The 19,753-nt window shown below is 53.3% G+C and carries 18 protein-coding genes; 1 reads left to right on the forward strand and 17 read right to left on the reverse strand.

Going from position 1 to position 19,753, the window contains the following annotated elements:
* Position 1 precedes the first annotated feature (1 nt).
* From H8S44_RS11080 to H8S44_RS11130, 11 genes are all read right to left on the reverse strand, one after another.
* On the reverse strand, positions 2-922 hold the full coding sequence (locus H8S44_RS11080) for a glycosyltransferase family 2 protein (protein ID WP_186872448.1): 921 nt from the start codon (positions 920-922) through the stop codon (positions 2-4).
* A 93-nt stretch (positions 923-1,015) separates the two neighbouring features.
* Positions 1,016-2,233, reverse strand: a complete 1,218-nt coding sequence (locus tag H8S44_RS11085; protein ID WP_186872447.1) for an LCP family protein — start codon at positions 2,231-2,233, stop codon at positions 1,016-1,018.
* Between the two features lie 25 nt (positions 2,234-2,258).
* Positions 2,259-3,668: an undecaprenyl-phosphate glucose phosphotransferase gene (locus H8S44_RS11090; protein ID WP_186872534.1), complete on the reverse strand. Its 1,410-nt coding sequence runs from the start codon at positions 3,666-3,668 to the stop codon at positions 2,259-2,261.
* A 4-nt stretch (positions 3,669-3,672) separates the two neighbouring features.
* Entirely contained in the window at positions 3,673-4,647 is a 975-nt protein-coding gene (locus tag H8S44_RS11095) for a glycosyltransferase family 2 protein (RefSeq protein ID WP_186872446.1), read from the reverse strand.
* Positions 4,631-6,082 (reverse strand): glycosyltransferase family 2 protein, encoded by a 1,452-nt coding sequence (locus H8S44_RS11100; RefSeq protein WP_186872445.1) that lies wholly within the window; start codon positions 6,080-6,082, stop codon positions 4,631-4,633. Before H8S44_RS11100 ends, H8S44_RS11095 begins: the two co-directional genes overlap by 17 nt.
* Positions 6,083-6,086: 4 nt before the next feature.
* On the reverse strand, positions 6,087-6,761 hold the full coding sequence (locus H8S44_RS11105; protein WP_186872444.1) for a DUF4956 domain-containing protein: 675 nt from the start codon (positions 6,759-6,761) through the stop codon (positions 6,087-6,089).
* Between the two features lie 79 nt (positions 6,762-6,840).
* On the reverse strand, positions 6,841-7,536 hold the full coding sequence (locus tag H8S44_RS11110; RefSeq protein ID WP_186872443.1) for a polyphosphate polymerase domain-containing protein: 696 nt from the start codon (positions 7,534-7,536) through the stop codon (positions 6,841-6,843).
* A gap of 13 nt (positions 7,537-7,549) precedes the next feature.
* The gene (locus tag H8S44_RS11115) at positions 7,550-9,175 is read right to left on the reverse strand and encodes a CotH kinase family protein (RefSeq protein ID WP_186872442.1); all 1,626 of its coding nucleotides are present in this window, start codon (positions 9,173-9,175) and stop codon (positions 7,550-7,552) included.
* A complete protein-coding gene (locus H8S44_RS11120) occupies positions 9,172-10,764 on the reverse strand; it encodes a CotH kinase family protein (RefSeq protein ID WP_186872441.1) in 1,593 nt (530 codons plus the stop codon). Before H8S44_RS11120 ends, H8S44_RS11115 begins: the two co-directional genes overlap by 4 nt.
* A gap of 18 nt (positions 10,765-10,782) precedes the next feature.
* Positions 10,783-11,211 carry a GtrA family protein gene (locus tag H8S44_RS11125; RefSeq protein ID WP_186872440.1) on the reverse strand — a complete coding sequence of 143 codons (429 nt, stop codon included), beginning with the start codon at positions 11,209-11,211 and terminating at the stop codon, positions 10,783-10,785.
* A 3-nt stretch (positions 11,212-11,214) separates the two neighbouring features.
* On the reverse strand, positions 11,215-12,699 hold the full coding sequence (locus H8S44_RS11130; RefSeq protein ID WP_186872439.1) for a glycerophosphodiester phosphodiesterase family protein: 1,485 nt from the start codon (positions 12,697-12,699) through the stop codon (positions 11,215-11,217).
* 112 nt (positions 12,700-12,811) lie between these two features.
* Between H8S44_RS11130 and H8S44_RS11135 the strand changes: the two genes are divergently transcribed.
* Complete coding sequence (locus tag H8S44_RS11135; protein WP_186872438.1) at positions 12,812-13,777, forward strand: glycosyltransferase family 2 protein; 966 nt, start codon at positions 12,812-12,814, stop codon at positions 13,775-13,777.
* On the opposite strand, the gene H8S44_RS11140 is transcribed toward H8S44_RS11135, so the two are convergent.
* From H8S44_RS11140 to H8S44_RS11165, 6 genes are read right to left on the reverse strand one after another with little or no spacing between them, the layout of a single operon-like run.
* Positions 13,774-14,112 carry an EamA family transporter gene (locus H8S44_RS11140; RefSeq protein ID WP_186872437.1) on the reverse strand — a complete coding sequence of 113 codons (339 nt, stop codon included), beginning with the start codon at positions 14,110-14,112 and terminating at the stop codon, positions 13,774-13,776. The genes H8S44_RS11135 and H8S44_RS11140 overlap by 4 nt on opposite strands.
* The gene (locus H8S44_RS11145) at positions 14,102-14,449 is read right to left on the reverse strand and encodes an EamA family transporter (RefSeq protein ID WP_186872436.1); all 348 of its coding nucleotides are present in this window, start codon (positions 14,447-14,449) and stop codon (positions 14,102-14,104) included. Before H8S44_RS11145 ends, H8S44_RS11140 begins: the two co-directional genes overlap by 11 nt.
* Complete coding sequence (locus tag H8S44_RS11150) at positions 14,446-15,585, reverse strand: ATP-grasp domain-containing protein (RefSeq protein ID WP_186872435.1); 1,140 nt, start codon at positions 15,583-15,585, stop codon at positions 14,446-14,448. The genes H8S44_RS11145 and H8S44_RS11150 overlap by 4 nt, the downstream gene beginning before the upstream one ends.
* Complete coding sequence (rffA, locus tag H8S44_RS11155) at positions 15,582-16,712, reverse strand: dTDP-4-amino-4,6-dideoxygalactose transaminase (RefSeq protein ID WP_186872434.1); 1,131 nt, start codon at positions 16,710-16,712, stop codon at positions 15,582-15,584. The genes H8S44_RS11150 and rffA overlap by 4 nt, the downstream gene beginning before the upstream one ends.
* A 13-nt stretch (positions 16,713-16,725) precedes the next feature.
* Positions 16,726-17,898 carry a hypothetical protein gene (locus tag H8S44_RS11160; protein WP_186872433.1) on the reverse strand — a complete coding sequence of 391 codons (1,173 nt, stop codon included), beginning with the start codon at positions 17,896-17,898 and terminating at the stop codon, positions 16,726-16,728.
* Positions 17,899-17,912: 14 nt separating this feature from the next.
* Positions 17,913-19,721, reverse strand: coding sequence for a hypothetical protein (locus H8S44_RS11165; RefSeq protein ID WP_186872432.1), 1,809 nt, complete (start codon positions 19,719-19,721; stop codon positions 17,913-17,915).
* Positions 19,722-19,753: the final 32 nt, after the last annotated feature.

The raw sequence follows: 19,753 nt of genomic DNA on the forward strand, positions 1-19,753 counted from the left end.
TTCAGTCCTCCCATCCGTTCCAGTAAGCCCGGTTCATGGTAAAACGGAGTACCAGTCCCCGAGGCAGCTTCCGGTAGTTCTGACCCAGCTTGTAGCCCAGGTACTTCCACCCGCTCTGCCATATCAGTCCCGGAATCAGCCAGGGTTTCCGAATTTCCAGACAGTGGGCCGCCGTCTTTTTCACCAGGCGGATACCCTCCCCCTCGGAACGGATCCCTGCGAAGATCTCCGGATGGTCCACCTGTGAGACCGCCAGATCAAAGTTTCGGTGGAACTGCTGCAGCCCACTGTAGTTATGGGAATGGTAAACCCTTGCCTCCGCTACGTAGGCGATGGCATAGCCGCTTTTAATCAGGCCTCCCGCATAGATCATATCTTCGTTGAAAATGGTCCGTTTCACAAAGCCTCCCTGCTTCACATAGGTGACCCGCTCATACATGGCGCACACATCGGAGCAGAAAAAGGTCTTGATCCCCAGAGTCTCCAGATCTGCCTCTGTCTTCACCCGGCTCTCCTCCGGGTAATTAAAGCTTCTGGTATATCGCTCTGTCTCCCGGCAGTCCGCCTTGGGAAGCTGCCTTGCGTAAGCCGCCTTAACCGTCGGATCCCGGAAAGCCGCCGCCAGATGCTCCACCAGGTACGCGTCCGCCGGAAGGGCGTCCTGGGTCAGGAACAGCAGATAGTCCCCGTCAGAGAGCCCCGCTCCCCAATCCCTGGTTCCGCCGTGATCAAAGTCTGCCTGTTCCAGGTTGACGACCTCCGCCCCGGGAAAAGGAGCCGCCAGGGCTTCCACATCCACCTCCGTACGGGTATTCATCAGCAGAATCCGATTCACCGGTAGAGTCTGGTGCGAAAGCCGCTCCAACAGCTCACAGAATTCTTTTCCAGGCCGGTATACCGGAATAATCACATCTATTTTCATCGTCTCTTTCCCCTATCTGAAAAATGGACGAGGCAGTATTGCTACCCCGTCCATACACTTCTGTCTTTTTACGCAGTCATTGCGTCTTTCTCTTTACTGGCTGCTTCCACCGGAAGATACCTGGGAAGTCACACCGGTGTCACTTACGATCTTCTCGCTGATCTTGATGACCGTGGGTGACGGATAATAATCCTCTTCCCCGAACAGGAACTTATGCAGCTCCTTTACATTGGCCTCCAGATCTGCCGGAATCACCATATCCTGCTTGTTGATTTTCTTGTTCTCCAGATAGGTGGGGAAGCCGCCGCTTTCGCCCAGCTCGTAGGACATCATGCCGGCTGCCATTCCGATCATGGTGGTCTTCGGAATATTGGTGGATACCAGCGGGAATACCTCGTCTACGATCTTATTAATGGTACCCAGTCCCGCGCCCTTGGCCTTCTCTACGATCTTGCTGATGACCGTTCTCTGGCGCTCGGTACGCTTGAAGTCGCTTCCGGCCGTATAACGGATCCGGCAATAGGCCGTAGCCTGCAGGCCGTCCAGGGTCTGAAGACCCGGTCCCTCCAAGAAGGGACTGTAATGATCCAGATAATCCTCGGAAATCTCCGTGGTCTCGTACATGTAGGCGTTTACATACTCCCACTCATCGTCCTGCACATCGATGTCGATGCCGCCCAGAGCGTCGATGGTCTTGATCAGGGCCACGAAGTCCACGCTCACATAGTACTGGATATTCAGATCCAGGTTTGTGTTCAGCATTTCCATGGCCTGCTTGGGTCCTCCGCTCTTATAGGCCGCGTTACATTTGCCATAAGTGTCATCCGCCCGGTTCAGATAACTGTCACGGTATACGGACATGAGCTTGACCTCTTTGGTCTCGTTATTGATACTGGCGATGATCATGGTGTCGCTTCGGTTGCCTGCGCCCAGATCTCCGATGGTACGGGTGTCGATGCCGAACAGGGCGACATTCGTATAGCCCTTCAGAAGCTTGGCCGTATCCTCGTCTATATCCTCATTCATATCCACGTCGCCCACGTCCTCGCTCTGGAGCTTATCCATCTTTCCCAGAGCCCAAACGCCTGCGCCCAGAATCACAATCAGGAAAAACTCTGCGATGAGCATGCCGATAAGCCGTTTTTTCCGACGCGCCCGCTTTTTCTTCCGGGAGTTTTTATGTCCGCCGTGATGCTCGTAATTCCTCTGCTCCCGGTAATCTGCCTGGGAACGATGGGTAGAGCTGTGAGACCGTCTCCGGTGATCCGGCGTCCTGCCTCCTGTATTTCTGCTTCTTGAATTGGTTGTCATAATCTGCCCTTTCTGTTTTCCGCATTTAATAGGCATTCTTATTGATGAAGCCCTTGAAAATTGTCAGAAATAAGATTTTTATATCAAACCCCAGCGTCCAGTTCTCGATATAATATAAATCATATTCAATCCGCTTCCGGATGGAGGTATTGCCACGATAGCCGTTGATCTGGGCCCATCCTGTCATACCCGGACGCACCTGGTGTTTAATCATATAACGCGGAATCTCTTCCCGGAACTTCTCCACAAAGAAGGGCCGCTCCGGTCTGGGACCCACCAGACTCATGTCGCCTTTCAGAATATTGAAGAGCTGGGGCAGCTCGTCAATGCTTGTTTTTCGGATGATCTTACCCACTTTGGTAACGCGGGGATCATTGGGTACGGTCCATGCGCCCCGCTCCTTCTTGGGAGACTGGACATCCATGGAACGGAATTTGTACATTTTAAATGTATGGTTATGCAGTCCCACCCGCTCCTGGGCGTAGATCAGTGGCCCCGGTGAAGTCAGCTTGATGGCGACGGCCGTAATCAGCATAATCGGCGAAAACAGAATCATCGCGCAGACGCTGCCCACCAGATCCATGCTCCGCTTCATAAAGGCATTGAAGGTATTCGTCAGAGGCACATGGCGGATATTGACCACCGGAAGGCCCATCAGATCCTCTGTGTAGGGACGGGTGGGGATGATGTTATTGTAATCCGGAATGAACTTCGTATGCACGCCTGATTTTTCACAGACCGCCACGATATGCTCCAGTTTGGAATATTCGCTTAAACCCAGGGTAATGGCGATCTCATCGGGTTTGACTGTCTCCAGTGTCTCCTCGATCTCCTCTGTACGTCCGAATACCTGCACGCCCCGGTACTTCATGCCCTGCTCCACATTGTCGTCCAGAATACCCATGATCTCATAACCCCATTCCGGATTGGCCTTGATGCGGTCGATATACTCCTCCGCCGCCCGGCTGTATCCCACCAGAATCATGTGCTTCTGATTAAAGCCTTTTTTCCGCAGCTGGTGAAGCACCAGACGGATGGAATTGCGGGCCATGGCCTCCAGTATGATATTGATCCCATAGAAATAGAACAGCATGGGACGGGAAAAGTTTGTCGTGAACTCCGTATTCCAGCGCAGCAAAAACATGGCCATCATAAAGAGGCCCAGACCCAGAGTATTGGCCTGTACGATCTTCTCCAGCTCCACCCGCTTTCTTCGCACGCTCTTGGTGGTATACATGCCAAAGGCCGCGTAGAGTAGCAGATATCCCGGTACCAATGCAATCAGTATCAGCATATAATCCTTGAATACAAAGCCGGATATATGATGCAATATTTTAAACTGAATCACCCATGCCAGCAGATAGGCCGTCGCGATCACGAAGGCATCTACCAGCACATGCAGCCGGTTAAAATGCTGCTGATTGTCTTTAATCACTCTCTCACCCAAATCTCTTTCCGATATTTTTCCATAATTCCAGCTGAATCTTCATGCAGGCAGGAAGCTGGTTCCAGGTAAAGGGCACCTTTTTCTCTTTTTCACAGGTGTGAAGTCCCTCCCGGATTCCCCGGGCGTAGATGCTGCCTAGTCCCTTTTTCAGGAAAAATACATATTTTGCCGCGAATCCAACTGCCAGAAAAGGCAGGTTCAGGATCAGCTGAAGCAGCGGCATATTTTTATAAATCAGCCATATATTATTGCGGGAGCTTAAACGAACCTTGAACTCGTTATACCTGGAACCACTGGTTCCGCTCCCCGCATGATACACTTTTGCTTTCGGTTCATAACGGTTGGTCCAGCCGGCCCTTCTGGCCCGCCAACCCAGGTCGATATCCTCCAGGTACGCGAAATGAGCCTCGTCAAAATATCCTATCTTGTCCAATACTTCCTTCCGGTAGATGGCAGCTCCGGCACAGGCCGCGAAGACCTCATCCGGCTCTTCATAAAGCTCTGAGGAACGATCCTTTCCTCTGGCAAAAGCCCATCCCAGGGCACAGTACAGATTTCCCGCGTCGTCCAGCTTTGACGGTTCGTGAAGCTGAATCAGCTTCGCCTGGGCCGAAAAGGCCTCCGGATGCTGTTCCAGGCAGTCTGCCAGCGCATCGGCAAAGCCCGGCTGCACCTCTGTATCGTTGTTCAGCAGAATCACATAGGGCCGGGATGCTGCCCGGATTCCCTCGTTCACCGCCCGCGGAAAGCCGTAATTTTCTCCAAGGGGAAGTACTTTCACTCCCGGAAACTGTTCTTTCGGAAACTGCTTTTCCGTGAACTCCCGGCTTCCGTCGGTGGAACCATTATCCACCACCAGAATCTCCGCCTCCGGAGCGTCTGCCAGCACCGCCCGCAGACAGGCTTCCATAAAAGCCATCCCATTATAATTCGGTATTACGATGGATACCTTACTGTCTGCTCTCATACATCACCGCCCAGGGTTCATAGTAAATGGCGTAGCCGTCCTTCTGAAGCTGTGTCCACAGCTTTTCCGCTGTCTGATCCGGATACTGTTTCAAAAGCTCTGTCCGAATCAGATAGCAGTCTGTGGGATACTCCAGCTCCTGCTGCAGCACAGCCCTGTGAAAATATCCGGTATAGCCCTTCTTCAGACCCTTCATGCCCTCCGAAAAGGGATCCCGGACCCCTTTCATCCGGATATCCGAACGCAGTTCTCCATCCTCCCCGTAGACCCGGGCGCAGGCCAGGCCTGTCTCCGGTCTGTCACAGCAGGCTTTCAGCACTTTCCAGAAATCCTGATTTACCTTTGCATTTTGAACACGCGTAAAAAGCACATAATCATTATCCCCCGAAATTGTTACGGAATTATTACATGCCTTATCATAATATACAACCTTTACGCCGGTTTGTCCATCGAATTTTTTTAAAGATTTTATGAAGATTTCCGGATCTCCGGGATAATTAACCCGATAAAAACCGAAATTTTCCGTATCCAGCAGGGTTCCTGTTCTTCCCGTCCGCTCCAGATGGGCCGCTACCGCCCGCTTTCCGGCCTCGTAGGCATAGAGCTTGCTCTCCGGGTTCGACGCAGTGGAAGCCTGGTGGCAGCGCCAGGAATAAAGCACCTTCGGCAGGTGAAGGACTTCCTTCGCCTCTTCCGTACACCGGAAGATAAAGTCGTGATCCTGGGCTCCGTCGAACTCTGCCCGGAAGCCGCCCACCTTCCGGGCAATCTCCGTTTTTACCACAAAGAAATGACAGATATAATTATTACTTCGCAGGTACTCCTGATTGTAATCGGGCTTGAAATGGGGCTGGAAATGATGGCTCAGATCCATGTTCGCCTTATCCTCGTCCGTGTACAGGGCCTCGGCCCCTCCCTGAAGGGCCGTTACGATCTCAAAAAGGGCCCCCGGTAATAACAGATCGTCATGATCCAACAGGCCCACATAATCACCTGACGCCAGTGCCAGCGCCTCATTTGTATTCTCTGAGATTCCCAGATTCCGTTCCAGTCTCCGGTATTTCACCCGGCTGTCCCCGGCCGCGTACTCCTCCATGACCTTCTGCACGTTGTCCGTGGGACTTCCATCCGCCACACAGAGCTCCAGGTTCCCGTAGCTCTGCTTCAGTACGGACTCTGCCATCTCCCGCAGGAAGATCTCAGGCGTCTCATAAGCCGGAACCAGAATACTGATACAGGGAGCATAAGGAAAGGTCACGCCTTTCTGCTTCTCTGTCTCAATCATATCCGGCAGTTGTTTTCGAAGCCAGCCGTCGTATCCCGCTTCTGCCTCATTTCTGTTCTTCCGTTCCATGACCTTACGGTAAAGCCCGACGGCCCCGTGCCTGCGGATATACCGCAGGCCGCGGCCGCCCAGCTGTATCAGACTACCCATAGGCCTAGAAGGTCACTTCGCCATCATGGGCAATGAGGGATGCCGACTGTACCTGCTCCACAGCGGATACCTCTTTCACAAAGGCGCTTTCCTCTTTTACCTTGACCTCTACCACCATATCCATGCCATTGCCCATCAGGTTTCTGGACTTCACCTTAAAGAAACGGCTGTACTTCTTTACGATATCCAGAATCTGCGCTTCCTTATCGGAATCGGACAGGCTGACCACCAGCATCATGGGCGCCCGGGAAGCCGGAATATTCTCCAGTACCAGAATCAGTACGGTTACCACCAGGCAGGTCAGCAGAGCCACCTCATAAAGTCCCGCGCCGCAGATAATACCGACACTGATGGACCAGAACAGGAACACCAGATCCATCGGATCCTTGATGGCCGTACGGAAACGCACAATAGACAGGGCGCCGACCATACCAAGGGAAATCACCAGGTTGGACTGCATGGCCAGAATAATCGCTGCCGTGATCACGGACAAAGCTGCCAGAGATACGTTAAATCCCTTGGAATAAAATGATTTTCTCGTCACCAGACGGTAAATCAGGAATACATAGCAGGCCAGCGCACAGGTTACCAGAAAGGTAGCCATGATGCGGCCCGCGGAAATGTCCATGCTGGTGAACCCTTCCAAAAACGACTTTTTAAATACATCCTTAAATCCCATTTTTCATTTTCCTCCATCTGTAAATTGATTTGTAAATTGAACGGTAACGTTCATGGTCTTTTCTTAAATGAAGATTTATTTATGCGAGTATTCCCTTCAGGGAATATCTTCTACAGAGATAATACTTGGAAAAAGCCGTCTGATGAAGCTTTTCCAGCTGCAGGTTCCGGTAGATATAGTCCGGAAGGTACTCGTCGTACTTCACCTCCAGAATATGCCGTCCCGCCTCCATGACCGGTCTTCCCGGCACCTCCGGCTCAAAAAACATGGTACAGTAATCCGAGGACCGGATATTCATATCCAGGGTGATACGGGTATTACCCAGGGGATCCACAAAGGGTACGCGCTCGTACTCCACGATGACCTTCGGCTTCAGAAGCCGGGTACGCATCTGCAGGTTCAGCTTCTGCAGAATCGGCGGATAGCTGTTATCCACCGGCAGGGGCCGCCCCTTCATCAGCTGTTCACACTGCTCCCTGGTCAGCTTACAGGACAGCTTCTGGGTCATACCGTGCTCCTTCCGCTTCAGCTCCAGGCTGATGCGGCCGGGGTCCCCATTATAGATACGGATACGGAACTTCTCTCTGGGATCTGTTCCGATCTCATTTTCATTGTAATAACTGTTATAGTAATCATCAAAATACAGGCTGCGGATCCGGTACTTTCCGTCCGGCCCCACATGACGATCCAGGGGAACCAGATTCCGAATCCGGTTTTCCAGAAGCGCCATCTGCGTGGCTGTCACCACATACTTTAATTCATGACGATAATCCATGCTTCACCTTTCCTTACTCATATCCCAGTCCGAGATATTCTTCCAGATGTCCTTCAAAATAATAATCGAGAATGCCCATTCTGTAAAGAGCCATTCTCTGAAACAGCCCGTAATCCTGACCGGTATTGCTCTCCGGCCAGCGCTCCTCATTCCGGGCCAGGGCTCCGCTGTCCCGGACCTGATGAATCAGACTGTCGATCTCCTCCGTCAGCTGCGCATCCGAAAAGACGCCTTCCCGCAGCGCTTTCCATCGTTCTGACACATAACTCACCGCGCCATCCACGTCAAGCTCCACCAAACGGTCGCCCAGGCTCCAGTTGATCCGTTCTGAATAGAGATTCGGCAGAAGCTTTATGGTCCAGACATTTCCGTCCGTGCCCTCGCTCAGGGCGTCTCCCCAGGTAATATCCATATCCCAGGGGGCAAAGTAAAGCTTTTGTAAAGTTCCGGTGCTTTTTGCCACATAATACATGTTTTTGCCCCGATTGTCAATTCCCAACACCGCCTGGAGATACATCCAGATATCCAGGGCTCCCTCCGTATCCACCAGCTCCGACGCCTGTTCCCGGAAGGTTTCGTCGTCTGCCAGATCCCGAAGCTCCAGATAGCGAAGCAGCGGCTCCCAGGTGGACCGGTCCACCCTGTCGAATCTTCCCTTGAGCTTATAGCCGTTCAGGGTTTCACCGTATTCCGGCTGGTTCAGAAGCTCCTCGGTGGGCACATTCTGGGGCGTCACCGACTTGTAGGAGTGCTCTCCCTCCTTCAGATCCAGCTGCTTGGAATCCACCGGCTCTGCCAGCAGATACAGTCCCCAGTATTCGTGATTGAAAAATACCTCCGTGTAGACCATCCGGGTTCCGAAGTTCGCCTTGGGGAATTCCGTTTTTGAAGCTCCAAAGGAAGTCCACAGATCCGAACAGAGCTTATCCCGGATCTTGGAGGAATCGGTGTACATGGCGTTTAAGATCCACTCATCGTCCTTCCTGAGACCGAAGAGCGACTTCTTATCTGCCACGATATTTCCCTCTTTATCCTGCTTTTTCAGGGTCAGCTTATATCCCTTTTTGGGATAGGTCCGGCTGGTATTGCCCCGGATATTGGCCTCCAGAATGCTAGATGAGGTCCAGTTTAGCTTGGTGCCGTTATCCCAGAAGTACACGCTTCCGCCGAATACTTCGGTCTCCGCCGTCTCCCCGGTCTCGATGGAGATCACCGGAAGGCCCGTACACACCAGGCTGCAGATCTGGTATTCCTCTCCCCGGATCGCGTAAAACCGGAAAGCCCTGCCCTCAGCGATGGCCTCCTGCTTGGAAACCGCCGCGAAGTCTTCTTCAAATAAAAGCTTCACCTCCGGCGAAAGACTGGTCAGGGCTCCGCTCTCCCATTCCCTGTCGTCCGGGTTCAGGGGCAGATAAAAGGTAGAGGTCTCCCGATCATAGGGAAGCTGTTCCCCGGAAAAGGCCAGCTCCGTAAAAAAAGGAGTCTCCGCCTCCCTGTAATCCGCTTTTAGGGCCGCCACTTCCTGACCGTCCCCCACGGAAAACGAAACCGTTCTCCCAAACAGAGGCCGGACCAGCAGAAAGGCCGCCGTCTGCGCCAGCAATATAAAACTCAGTAAAAGAGCTGTCTGCTTTTTCACTCTTCATAATCCTCCAAATCCAGATAGGTAAGCGGATCCTTCATCTGTTCGTCCAGAAAAGCCATCCGCGCGCAGGCCAGTTCCTTCAGCCCCTCCACGTCCTCGCTGTGGCCGCTGTCCACCCAGAGGGCTTCGTCCCGGAAAAAGGCCCCGGAATCCAGTACCTGATGGGCGTAAGCGTCGATATGCTCCCGGATCCATGTATCCGAACAGACGCTCTGCCGCAGCTCCTTCCAGCGGGCAGAGACCTTTTCACGGGCGTGATCCACATCCAGCTGTACCAGCCGGTCCCCCAGCTTCCAGGCGATCCGCATGGTCAGGATCTCTTCCGAGAACCGGGTCCGGTTTCCCGCGTCAAAATCGTGGACATTTCCCCAGGTATAGTCCATATCCCAGGGCAGAAACCGGATCTGATACCGGTCGTTCACCCAGACTGCCGGGTAGAACACATTCCGCTGGATATTGTCCATGCCGATCACTGCCTGCAGATACAGCCACACATCCAGGGCGTTATCCACATCAATGAGCTCCGGCATCTTTTCCGCAAAGACCGCGTCCTCCGCATCCAGATATGCAAGATAGGTATTGAGAACCTCCCGATGGGCCTCATCCTCGGTGCTGTGGTTTCCCTTCAGTTCAAAGACACCCGGGTCTTTCTGCTTATACAGATACTCCTCCGGATCCCGTCCGTTTTCCCTGGTCAGTCCCAGCTGCTTGTAGTCCACCGGCTCCATGAGCCCGTAGATACCGCGGTATTCCCCATTCTGAAAAATCTCAATATACTCCATATGATATCCGTAAAAGCCATTGGATTCAATACCCAAAGCCCCGGATTCGTTCCATATATCCTGGGACAGCTTATCCCGCATCTTGGAATCCTCGCTGTACATGGCGTAGAGCAGCCACTCGTCGTCCTTACGCATCCCCAGAAAGGACTGCTTGTTCTTCCGTAAGGCTCCGCTTCCGGTCTGGTTCTTCTTATATAAGGTCATCTTATAGGACTTTTTGGGATTCAGACGGCTGGAACCGCCCCGGATATGGGCGCTCATGACGCTCTCCGTGACCCAGTCCTCTTTGGTATTCGCCGCATAGAACCGCATGGTTCCATAGATCTCGTCGTAGCGGATCTCTTCCCCGCTGTCCGTGGTGAGACTCACAATGGGAAGCCCGGAAAACACCACAAAATACTGCTGCCAGCTGCCATCCCGCACGGCCAGAAGCCGGTAAGTTTTTCCGCTTCTCACAGCCTCCTGCTTCTCATCCGCCAGAGGATTATCCAGAAGCCAGACCTCAGTCTTCCCGTCGGCAGATTCAAAGATGCCTGTCTCCCAGTCCGTCTCGTCCATGTTCACCGGCAGGTAAAAGGTTCCGCTTTCCGCATCCTCCGGGATCTCTTCCCCCGCAAAGGTCAGGCCCTCCAGCAGCTCCTCTGACGCAGGTACCAGATTCTTTATGACCTTTCCGGCTTTTTTCGCCGTCAGTACCTGGCTTCCCATATCCGGCGTTTTTACCGGGAACCACAGGCACCAGACTGCGCCTGCAAGAAGCAGCAGCACACCTGTGAGAAGCGCTATTCTTTTTCCCCGCATTCCTGCTCCTTCCAGAGATCAATGCTTCTCGATAAAAATCTTTCTGGTGATAAAGTTATATACCATGACAACTGCGGTAGCAAAGATCTTGACTACCATGTACGCATAGCGGGCGTAAGCTGCCAGAGCGCTGTTCCGGCCCATCAGGCCCTCCAGCCAGCTGGTTCCGGCCCACATCATCAGCTGATTGATACCCAGACCGATGAGGCTTAAGATGACAAATACCGCGAACTGGGCAGTCTTATTCGCTTCCTTATCCGCATCGAAAACCACCGTGATGCTCAAGATGTAGTTCACCACTGTGGAAATGGTATAGGAGCAGGCACTGGAAACAAAGGAAGGGATTCCCGCCAGCTCTGTCAGGGCCACCATGATAAAATAATCGATAAAGAAACACAGGAAGCCTACAGCTCCGAATTTGATAATCTGTCCAAATAATTTTTTCATTCTCTAATTTTCTCCGTTTTCTCTCATTTCCTGCAGCTTCTTGGGACTCCAGTAATCCGTATAGAAGCCGTAGATACCTCTTTTCATGTATTTTCGGAGCTCCGCGGGCTCGTCCACCACATGGACGAAAAGGTTCATCTTATAGTCCTCCGCCAGGCCGGTAAAGTATCCGGTCCGTTTCCATTTGACCGGCACCGTAAAGGCTCCGAAGTTCATCTCCTTGGAATACTTGGCCGCCGCTTCCTCCGCCTCGTCGGTCTTCGGCAACTGATAAAAGGTAAACAGCCAGTGCTTCATGGGATAAATCGCATTGATTTTATCATAATCCTCCGCATTATACAACTGCACAATCAGTCGTTCCAGCAGTTTTTCCTGTCCCATCTCCCGGGCCAGGGCCACAAAATGTTCTATGACCTCGGGAAGATCCGTATTTTCATCCTGCTTCACATCGGTGATAAAGTAGAGTTCCGGATGCTCCGCCCAGATCTCCAGAAGCCCTCTGGCAGTCAGGGTGGTCAGAGTCCCGAAGTACTTTTCCTTCTCAAAGGTGGCCAGATCCGGAATCCGGCCGTCGTAGGACACATCGAACGTATCCTTCTTCCAGTTATGGCGGCAGACCACCTCTTTATCGGAGGTCATGGCCAGATCCACCTCGATTACTTTAAAGCCCTCGGAAATGGATTCCTCCAGCGCGTCCCGGGTATTCGTGTACTTATAGTCTCCCGCATTGCCCAGGGCGTGGGCGATAAGGCAGCTTTCCTCGTACCACTGGAGCTCATGGTAGGCCAGGCTGTCGTGATCGGTCTTCCGGCACACATTGACCCAGAATTCTCCCACAAGGACCTTCTGGCCCTCCGGCGTGTAGGGGCTCACCCAGTAAACGCTGATGAGGGATGTACCTCCCTTATAGGCCCGGATTTCCCCGTCCTCAGACACAGAGGCCACAGAAGGACGGCTGCTGGTATAGGTCAGGTTCTCCACCAGGGCATCCGCCGGTTCCGGCAGGGCCCGGAAGGAAACCCGGTCTCCCCGGTGAATCAGGTAATAATATTCATTGGAGGGTAGCTCCTCCGGCAGGGCCACCTGCATACTCATGGCCTTCTGGATCACAGTCACCGGAAGCTCCCGGGATACGGAAGGGTTCCCCACGGAGATAACTTTTACCACTGCGTTTCCCTGCTTTCCTGCGGTGAGGACGCCCTCCTCCGACACAGTCACAATCTCCGGATCTGATGATTCGTACCGAAGCTCCCGGGAGGCCAGTTCATTATCCGCCTCCACCCTGGCCGCGATGGCACCCTTTACCTCTTCCCCGTACCGTGTCAAACGGTAGCCCTCTTCGGGTATATTAAAAATCCGAATGTCCCGGATGGCTGTCACATACAGTCTGTGATGAATCAGAACTGCGGCTATGGCCGCCGCCAGCAGGACTCCCGCTGTCAGGATGATTCTTATCTTTATGGTTTTCTTTGTCGTAGACTTTATCATAAATAGTCTGCTCCTTGCTGTCTCTTCCCATACGCTCCCCCTGATTGACAAGACTTTCCCCACACGCTATACTAAACTCTGTAAAGAATTAAGAAAACAGGAAGATATTTATATGGATAAACTCTCTTTTGTAATTCCCTGCTACGGCTCGGAAACTACGATTGATATCGTCGTAAATGAAATCATCACGACCCTCCGGCAGCGCCCGGAGTACGATTACGAAATTGTGCTGGTCAATGACTGTTCACCGGATCAGGTCTGGACGCGGATCCGCGCCCTGGCTCTCGCGGATCCCCACATTACCGGCATCAACCTGGCCAAGAACTTCGGCCAGCATGCCGCTCTCATGGCCGGCTACCGCCACTGTACCGGAGATCTCATCATTTCTCTGGATGACGACGGCCAGACACCCGCCTGCGAGCTCTTTACCCTGGTGGATAAGATGAAGGAGGGCTGGGACGTGGTCTACGCCTCTTACGCCCATAAGATGCACAGCGGCTTCCGCAACTTCGGTACCTTTATGAACGAACGCATGACCGAAAGCCTCATCGGAAAGCCAAAGGGCCTTCGTGTCACCAGCTATTTTATCATGCGCCGCTTTATCGCCGATGAGATTCTCCGGTATGAGAATGCCTACCCCTACATCGAGGGCCTGATTTTCCGGGCCACCCGCCATATCGCCAATGTGCCCGTGACCCATCATGAGCGCATGGTGGGAGAATCCGGCTATACTTTCGGAAAGCTTCTGGGCCTCTGGTTCAACGGCTTCACCGCCTTTTCCGTCAAGCCTCTCCGCGTGGCCACCTTCTGTGGTACGGCATCCGCCTGCATCGGCTTCTGCTACGGCCTATACGTGGTTATCCGGAAGCTGGTGGATACCTCCATCGAGATGGGCTGGAGCTCCATCATCGCCTCCATCTTTTTCCTGGGCGGCCTGATCCTGATTATGCTGGGTATGATCGGCGAATACATCGGCCGCATCTATATCAGTATCAATAACGCGCCCCAGTACACCATCCGGGAAGTGATTTCCGCCTCCACAGACAGCACGGAAACCGCGCGCCGCGAAACACCTTAACTGTAAAATACAAAAATTCCCAGAAGAATTAGTACATTTCCAAGTAATTTCTTTTTGGTTATCTTCTCGCCGAAGACCAGGCGGCTTAAGATCATTACCAGGACGAAACCCAGAGATTCGATGACGGCTCCGTTCTTGTACTCCAGACCCACATAGCCGCCCACGGTCAGAAGCGTGGACAGAACCATCATTCCATATCCCACGATCACGTAAGGATTCAGATATTCCCGTATTACCGAGCTGTAGGTCTTCTGGGCGCTCTTTTTCAGCAGAATCTGGGAAAGGGACGCCACCACCACCGACGCCACCAGAAGAAGCATATATTTATTCACCATCGCTGTTCACAATCATTGTTCCTGCGAAAACAATGAGTACTCCTATGATATTTTTGACCGTCAGGGCCTCGTGAAAGAAAATCACAGTCCATACCAGCGACCACAGAATCGCCATGGAACGGTTGGCATAGGCCACCGACAGGTCGCAGCGTTTGATGATCTGCTGCCACGCGATGGCATAGATTCCCAAAATCAGAATCTCCACACCGTAGTAGATAAAAAAGGGCAGGCTTAAGGCCGCCTGTCCCGAGGCCAGCTTGGCCGCCACGCTGGATAAGGTGTAAAGCATCACCACCAGCTGCAGGGCCAGGATCAGTTTGGGTGAAATCTTTTTCATAACGTTACATACTCCTTTGCCTCATCAAGGCTCTCAAAGGCCAGAATAAAGTAGCCGAACCGGGTGGAACTGTCCGTGACGGTCCCCTCCCTTACTTTCTCTATCTCGCTGATAAAATGAATCTTCTCCGGAATCTCCCCTTTTAGCTTTTCCAGAAGCTCCAGATCCTTTTTCGTAAAAATAAAATGGATATACGCGGTCTTCGGCTCCCGCACCTTCTCAAAAGAGGGCTCCTTTCCCAGGGCTACGTCCAGCACCATCCGCACAAAATCATAGCCCGTAGACAGCTCCACCAGATCCGATCCGATGCAGTCGCCGCCCATCCGGGCGCCGATTTCGATGATCCTGACCTCACTTCCCTCCAGCTTGAATTCCGTGTGGGAAGCGCCGTTTTCCACCTTCAGGGCATCAAGGCCCGCAAAAACGGCCTTTTGGATGGCCGCAAGCTGCTCCTCTGTCAGGGGCGCGGGCTCCAGGTGTCCGGTTTCGATGAAATGGGGCTCTCCCGTGGTATATTTTTTCGTTACCGCCAGGAAATGATGGGATCCCTGACAGGAGATACATTCACAGCTGTACTCGGGGCCCGTCAGATATTCCTCCACGATGGCTTTCTTTTCAAAGGAGTTATCCACAGAGAACCGGATGGCGGAGGCGAGTTGTCCCCATGTTTCCACCTTAGTTATCCCCCTGCTGCCGGAACGGTCCGTGGGCTTCACAATCACCGGAAGGGAAAGTCCTTTTACCTCCTCCGGATCTGTGTCCGCGTCCGCCTCAAAAAAGCCCGGCACCGGCACGCCTGCCGCCCGGAATGCCTTTCGCATGGCGTATTTATTGGTGGATATCTCCGTGCATTCCATGCTGTTGCAGGGCAGCCCCAGGGCTCCCGCCACATAGTTCACGGTCAGCATGGCCAGATCGGACCCGATGGAAGCCACCGCGTCCGGCCGGATCTCTCTGCATTTTTCCAGAATGGCATCCCGCTCCACGATACTGATGGGATAAAAGTAATCCGCAGTACGCTCTCCCACGGAACCGTCCTGCCAGGCAAAGACATGGGTCTCATAGCCCAGGGACTTTGCCTTTAAAATCAGGGGATTCTGAAAGCTGTTGGCCCCGATAATCACGATTTTTTTCATTTTCCGTAGAACTCCCTTACTTTTCCGCCGATATAAAGTACTTGCTCCTCCTTCAGTCCGTAGTACAGTGGCAGACGAAGAAGACGCTCGCTCTCCTTTGTGGTGTAACGGTCCCCGCCGTGGAACCGGCCAAACTTCCGGCCGGCCGGAGCTGTATGGAGAGGAATGTAATGGAAGACCGACTGAATCTCCGCTTCCTTCAGAAAGGCAATCAATCTCGTCCGCTCCTCAAGATCCGCCGCTTTCACGTAAAACATGTGGGCATTGTGCACGCAGCCTTCGGGCACCACGGGAAGCTCCAGAATACCTTCCTCCGCCAGGGGGCTTAAGAGCTCCCGGTACAGGTTCCAGCTCCGCATCCGGTCTGCGGTAATCTGATCCGCCACCTCCAGCTGGGCCCACAGATATGCTGCGTTCATATCGCTGGGCAGATAGGAACTGCCGTAATTCACCCAGGTATATTTATCGATCTGTCCCCGGAAGAACTTGGAGCGGTTGGTTCCCTTTTCCCGCAGAATTTCCGCATCCTCGATCTTCTCCGGATCCCGGATCAGCAGGGCGCCGCCCTCTCCCATGGAAAAGTTCTTGGTCTCATGGAAGCTGAAACAGCCATAATCGCCGATGGTTCCAAGGGCGCGTCCCTTATACCAGGCGCAGACGCCCTGAGCCGCGTCCTCCACCACCGCCAGATGATGACGTCCGGCGATGTCCATGATCGTATCCATCTCACAGGCCACGCCCGCGTAATGAACCGGAACGATGGCTTTGGTCTTTTCCGTGATGGCCTCCTCGATAAGCGTTTCGTCAATGTTCATGGTATCCGGCCGGATATCCACAAAAACCGGCACCGCGCCCCGTAGCACAAAGGCGTCCGCTGTGGATACAAAGGTATAGGCCGGCATGATGACCTCGTCTCCCGGACGGATATCCAGAAGCAAAGCCGCCATCTCGGTGGCATGGGTGCAGGAGGTGGTCAGAAGGGCCTTGGCCGTCCCGGTCTGCTCTTCGATCCACTTGCTGCATTTCTTCGTAAACATGCCGTCGCCGCAGATATGCTCCGCGGAAATGGCCTCTCTGATATAATCAAATTCCTTTCCCGTAAAGGGCGCTACGTTAAATCCAATCATTCCGATTCCTCCTCTAGCATTGTCCCGGCAGCCAGAATATCAGCCCCAGGTAATAATAGATTCCCGATATTATATGGCACAGAAGCAGCAGATTCCCCGCTGTCCTTATCCATCTCCGGTTCCACTCCGTCTGATAAAACCGCACTGCCGTCTGCACAAACAGGGCAAACATGGCCAGCTGCAGCCCCCATTCAAAATTACCGGAGGCAGGCTCGTTCAGCTCGATGAGCAGAATAAATTCCAGCAGGGCGGTCAGATAAAAGAGAACCGTAAACAAAAGCTCCCGATCCTTCCAGACCCGTTTTATCCCCAGGACGCAGACCACAAACAGCGGAAAGGCCACCGCCTGCACCATGGAACACAGGGGATGGGCCGTATCCAGCTCCATGACCGCGAAGGGCTCGATTCCGATGCTCCGCTCGCTTCCGCCGCCAAACACAGACAGGTACTGATACAGAAAGTAACAGCCTGAGGGCACAAAGACTGCCGCCATTTTCAGGCTGAACAGAAAGCTCCTGCCCCGGGTGCGGATGAGTTCCATGAACAGGAAGAGCACCACCGCAGGAAGGAAGCCCTGTACAAAGGAGGGCTTCACGAAGCAGCTGAGAAGCAGTACCGCTGAAAGTCCCGCCATTTCTCTCACATCCGGCTTTTCCCGCTTCCGGTACAGATCCAGAAAGAGCAGAAAGCCCAGCAGCGCCAGGGGCTTCACTGCCATGTTGGTGGGATTGTGCCAGATGGTGGGGCTGCTCTGTCCCAGATACACCTGGGGATTCAGCCAGGGCACATACACCGCCGTCAGTACCATAAGCCCGCATCCAAGACCGCAGATTCTTCCATAGGAAAGCTTCTGCTCCAGCTGTGCCGAGAGATATCGGTACAGCACCGCCGCCGTCAGTCCCAGACACAGGGCCGTCACCAGGGCCGCCGACCACTCTCTTCCGATGGGAAGAGAGGCATTTACAGCCCGCACCGCCAGATGCCACAGGGGATAGGCATAAAATTTATCATATTCCGGATCCGGCAGCTCTCCCACCGCCCAGGTGGAATGGGTGGCAAAATCGCTGTACAGCAGGATTTCATCGCCCTTCCGCATTTCCGCCTTGACCATGAAAAGGGTCAGCAGGAACAGAATTCCCACACAGATCCACATGCCGGTGTTTTTCCGGTTCTGTCTTTCTTTCATTGGCTTCTCCTAAGTTATCCGTCGTTTCCGGTCTCTTCCACCGAAAAATCATAGACCTCAAAGTTCATATTGCCGTAGGACAGGGTATCCACCAGGGTTCTTCCCAGGTACCGCTCCCCGTACCGGCTTTCAAAATAGCGATCCATATACCGCAGATTCACATTTTCCAGAGAAATCACATAGACATTATCCTTCTCTACGATATCCGATTTGGGATCCGTGATGGCAAGTTTGGCGCATTTCTCGTTCTCCAGCGGGGAGAAGGTATGCCAGCCGCCCACGGAAAGCAGATTGCTGAAGGCGAAATTCCGCTTCACCGTAAAGTTATCTGTGTAAGTCTCGATGGAAAAGGTGGTCATAAAATATACATTTTCCGGGTGCTCCGCCATGTAACGGTTCACATCCAGGAATTCCAGATTATAGTCCCGGCGGCCCGTATTATAGCTCTGCACCGACTGCCAGGTGCTCCGGGCCGTCAGGGCCAGAAGGCCCAGCACCCCCAGGGTCAGTGCCGCCCGGCAGAGGCCGTCCCATTGGGTTTTACTCTCCTCCGCGTCTCCAAGGATACGCAGACTCACCGCCGCCATCAGCAGGAAAGCCAGCAGATACAGCACGAAGCCCACCCGCTCCAGAAGCCGGTCCCGGTAGCCCAGGTAGAACCAGTAAGCCCCCCAGAGTATCAGAAAGGACACGCACAGCCCCAGCTCCTTCCGGTTTCTTCTTCCGACGCAGAGCCCCAGAGTCAGGGCTATCATGCAGAAGCAGAGGATATTGGCCGGATGATAGGTTTCTTTGGTAAAATGATCATAAATCTCCGGAAAAGCCGTAGCCAGCCGTTCCTTCAGGGGATGTGAGGCGATATAGACCTCCTTTTCATGCTCTGCCAGAGCCGCCATCTTCTCACTGTAGAGATCTTCCGCCAGATACAGGGAGTACCGCTGCAGATTTTCCGCTTCCTCCGGCGTGATCTGAAGTTCGTCGTAGATAGCCGGATCCGTCTCGTAGTTCTGGAGACCATAGTAGTCCATGATGGCTTCCCGGTCCGTATTATACTTCCGAAACTCTCTCCACTCCGGCGAACGGTAGGCAAAGGTCTCCACTGCCAGAATCAGAATCACCCCCGCCGCCAGAGAAAGGGGCACAAAAAGATGCCGCAGACGGAAGGGAAGCCTTACTTTTCCACATTTCCAGCTCTCTTTGGAGGCATATTTCCACAAAAAACACAGGGCAGCCGCCGGAACTGTGAGTAAAAACACATCGTCCCGGATAAGCAGGGACACCAGAATCAGAAAAACAGCCAGTCCCTCCTCCATCCGCGTCTGTCCATGATCCGCCTTTTCCGCCGTATAGAACAGAAAGATTCCCGTTCCCCCGCAGATTCCGGCCGCCGTAGTCCACTGGAACGCCGATACGTGCTGGGTTCCCAGGGCTGTCATCAGAAGCAGTCCCGCCACGGTGTATATAATTTTCCACAAAATTCCTTTTTCAGAAACCAGCCCCCGGTACAGACAAAGGGCAAAGGACAGCAGAATCAGCCCGATCAGAATCAGGCCGTACCAGTCCAGGCCGGGCGCCATCCGGTAAAGTCCGCTGATGAAAAGTCCCAACAAATACTTTATATGAAGCAGATGGGCGTTGGGCGTCCCTGTAATGACTCCTGCCGCCACGTTCCGCATGGCCACATCGTCGTTGATATCATAGATAAAGGGCACGGTCTGATAGATCAGCAGGAACCACAGCCCCGTCAGCACAAAGGCCAGAACCAGAGCCGCCGCTGCCTGTATGCCTCTTCGATTGTTATTCTTTTCTCTGCTGCCATTCATTCCGTTCTCTCCTGTGTCTATGGATCCTCTAT

The sequence above is a fragment of the Anaerosacchariphilus hominis genome, from assembly GCF_014290175.1.
Taxonomy (GTDB): Bacteria; Bacillota; Clostridia; order Lachnospirales; family Lachnospiraceae; genus Laedolimicola; species Laedolimicola hominis.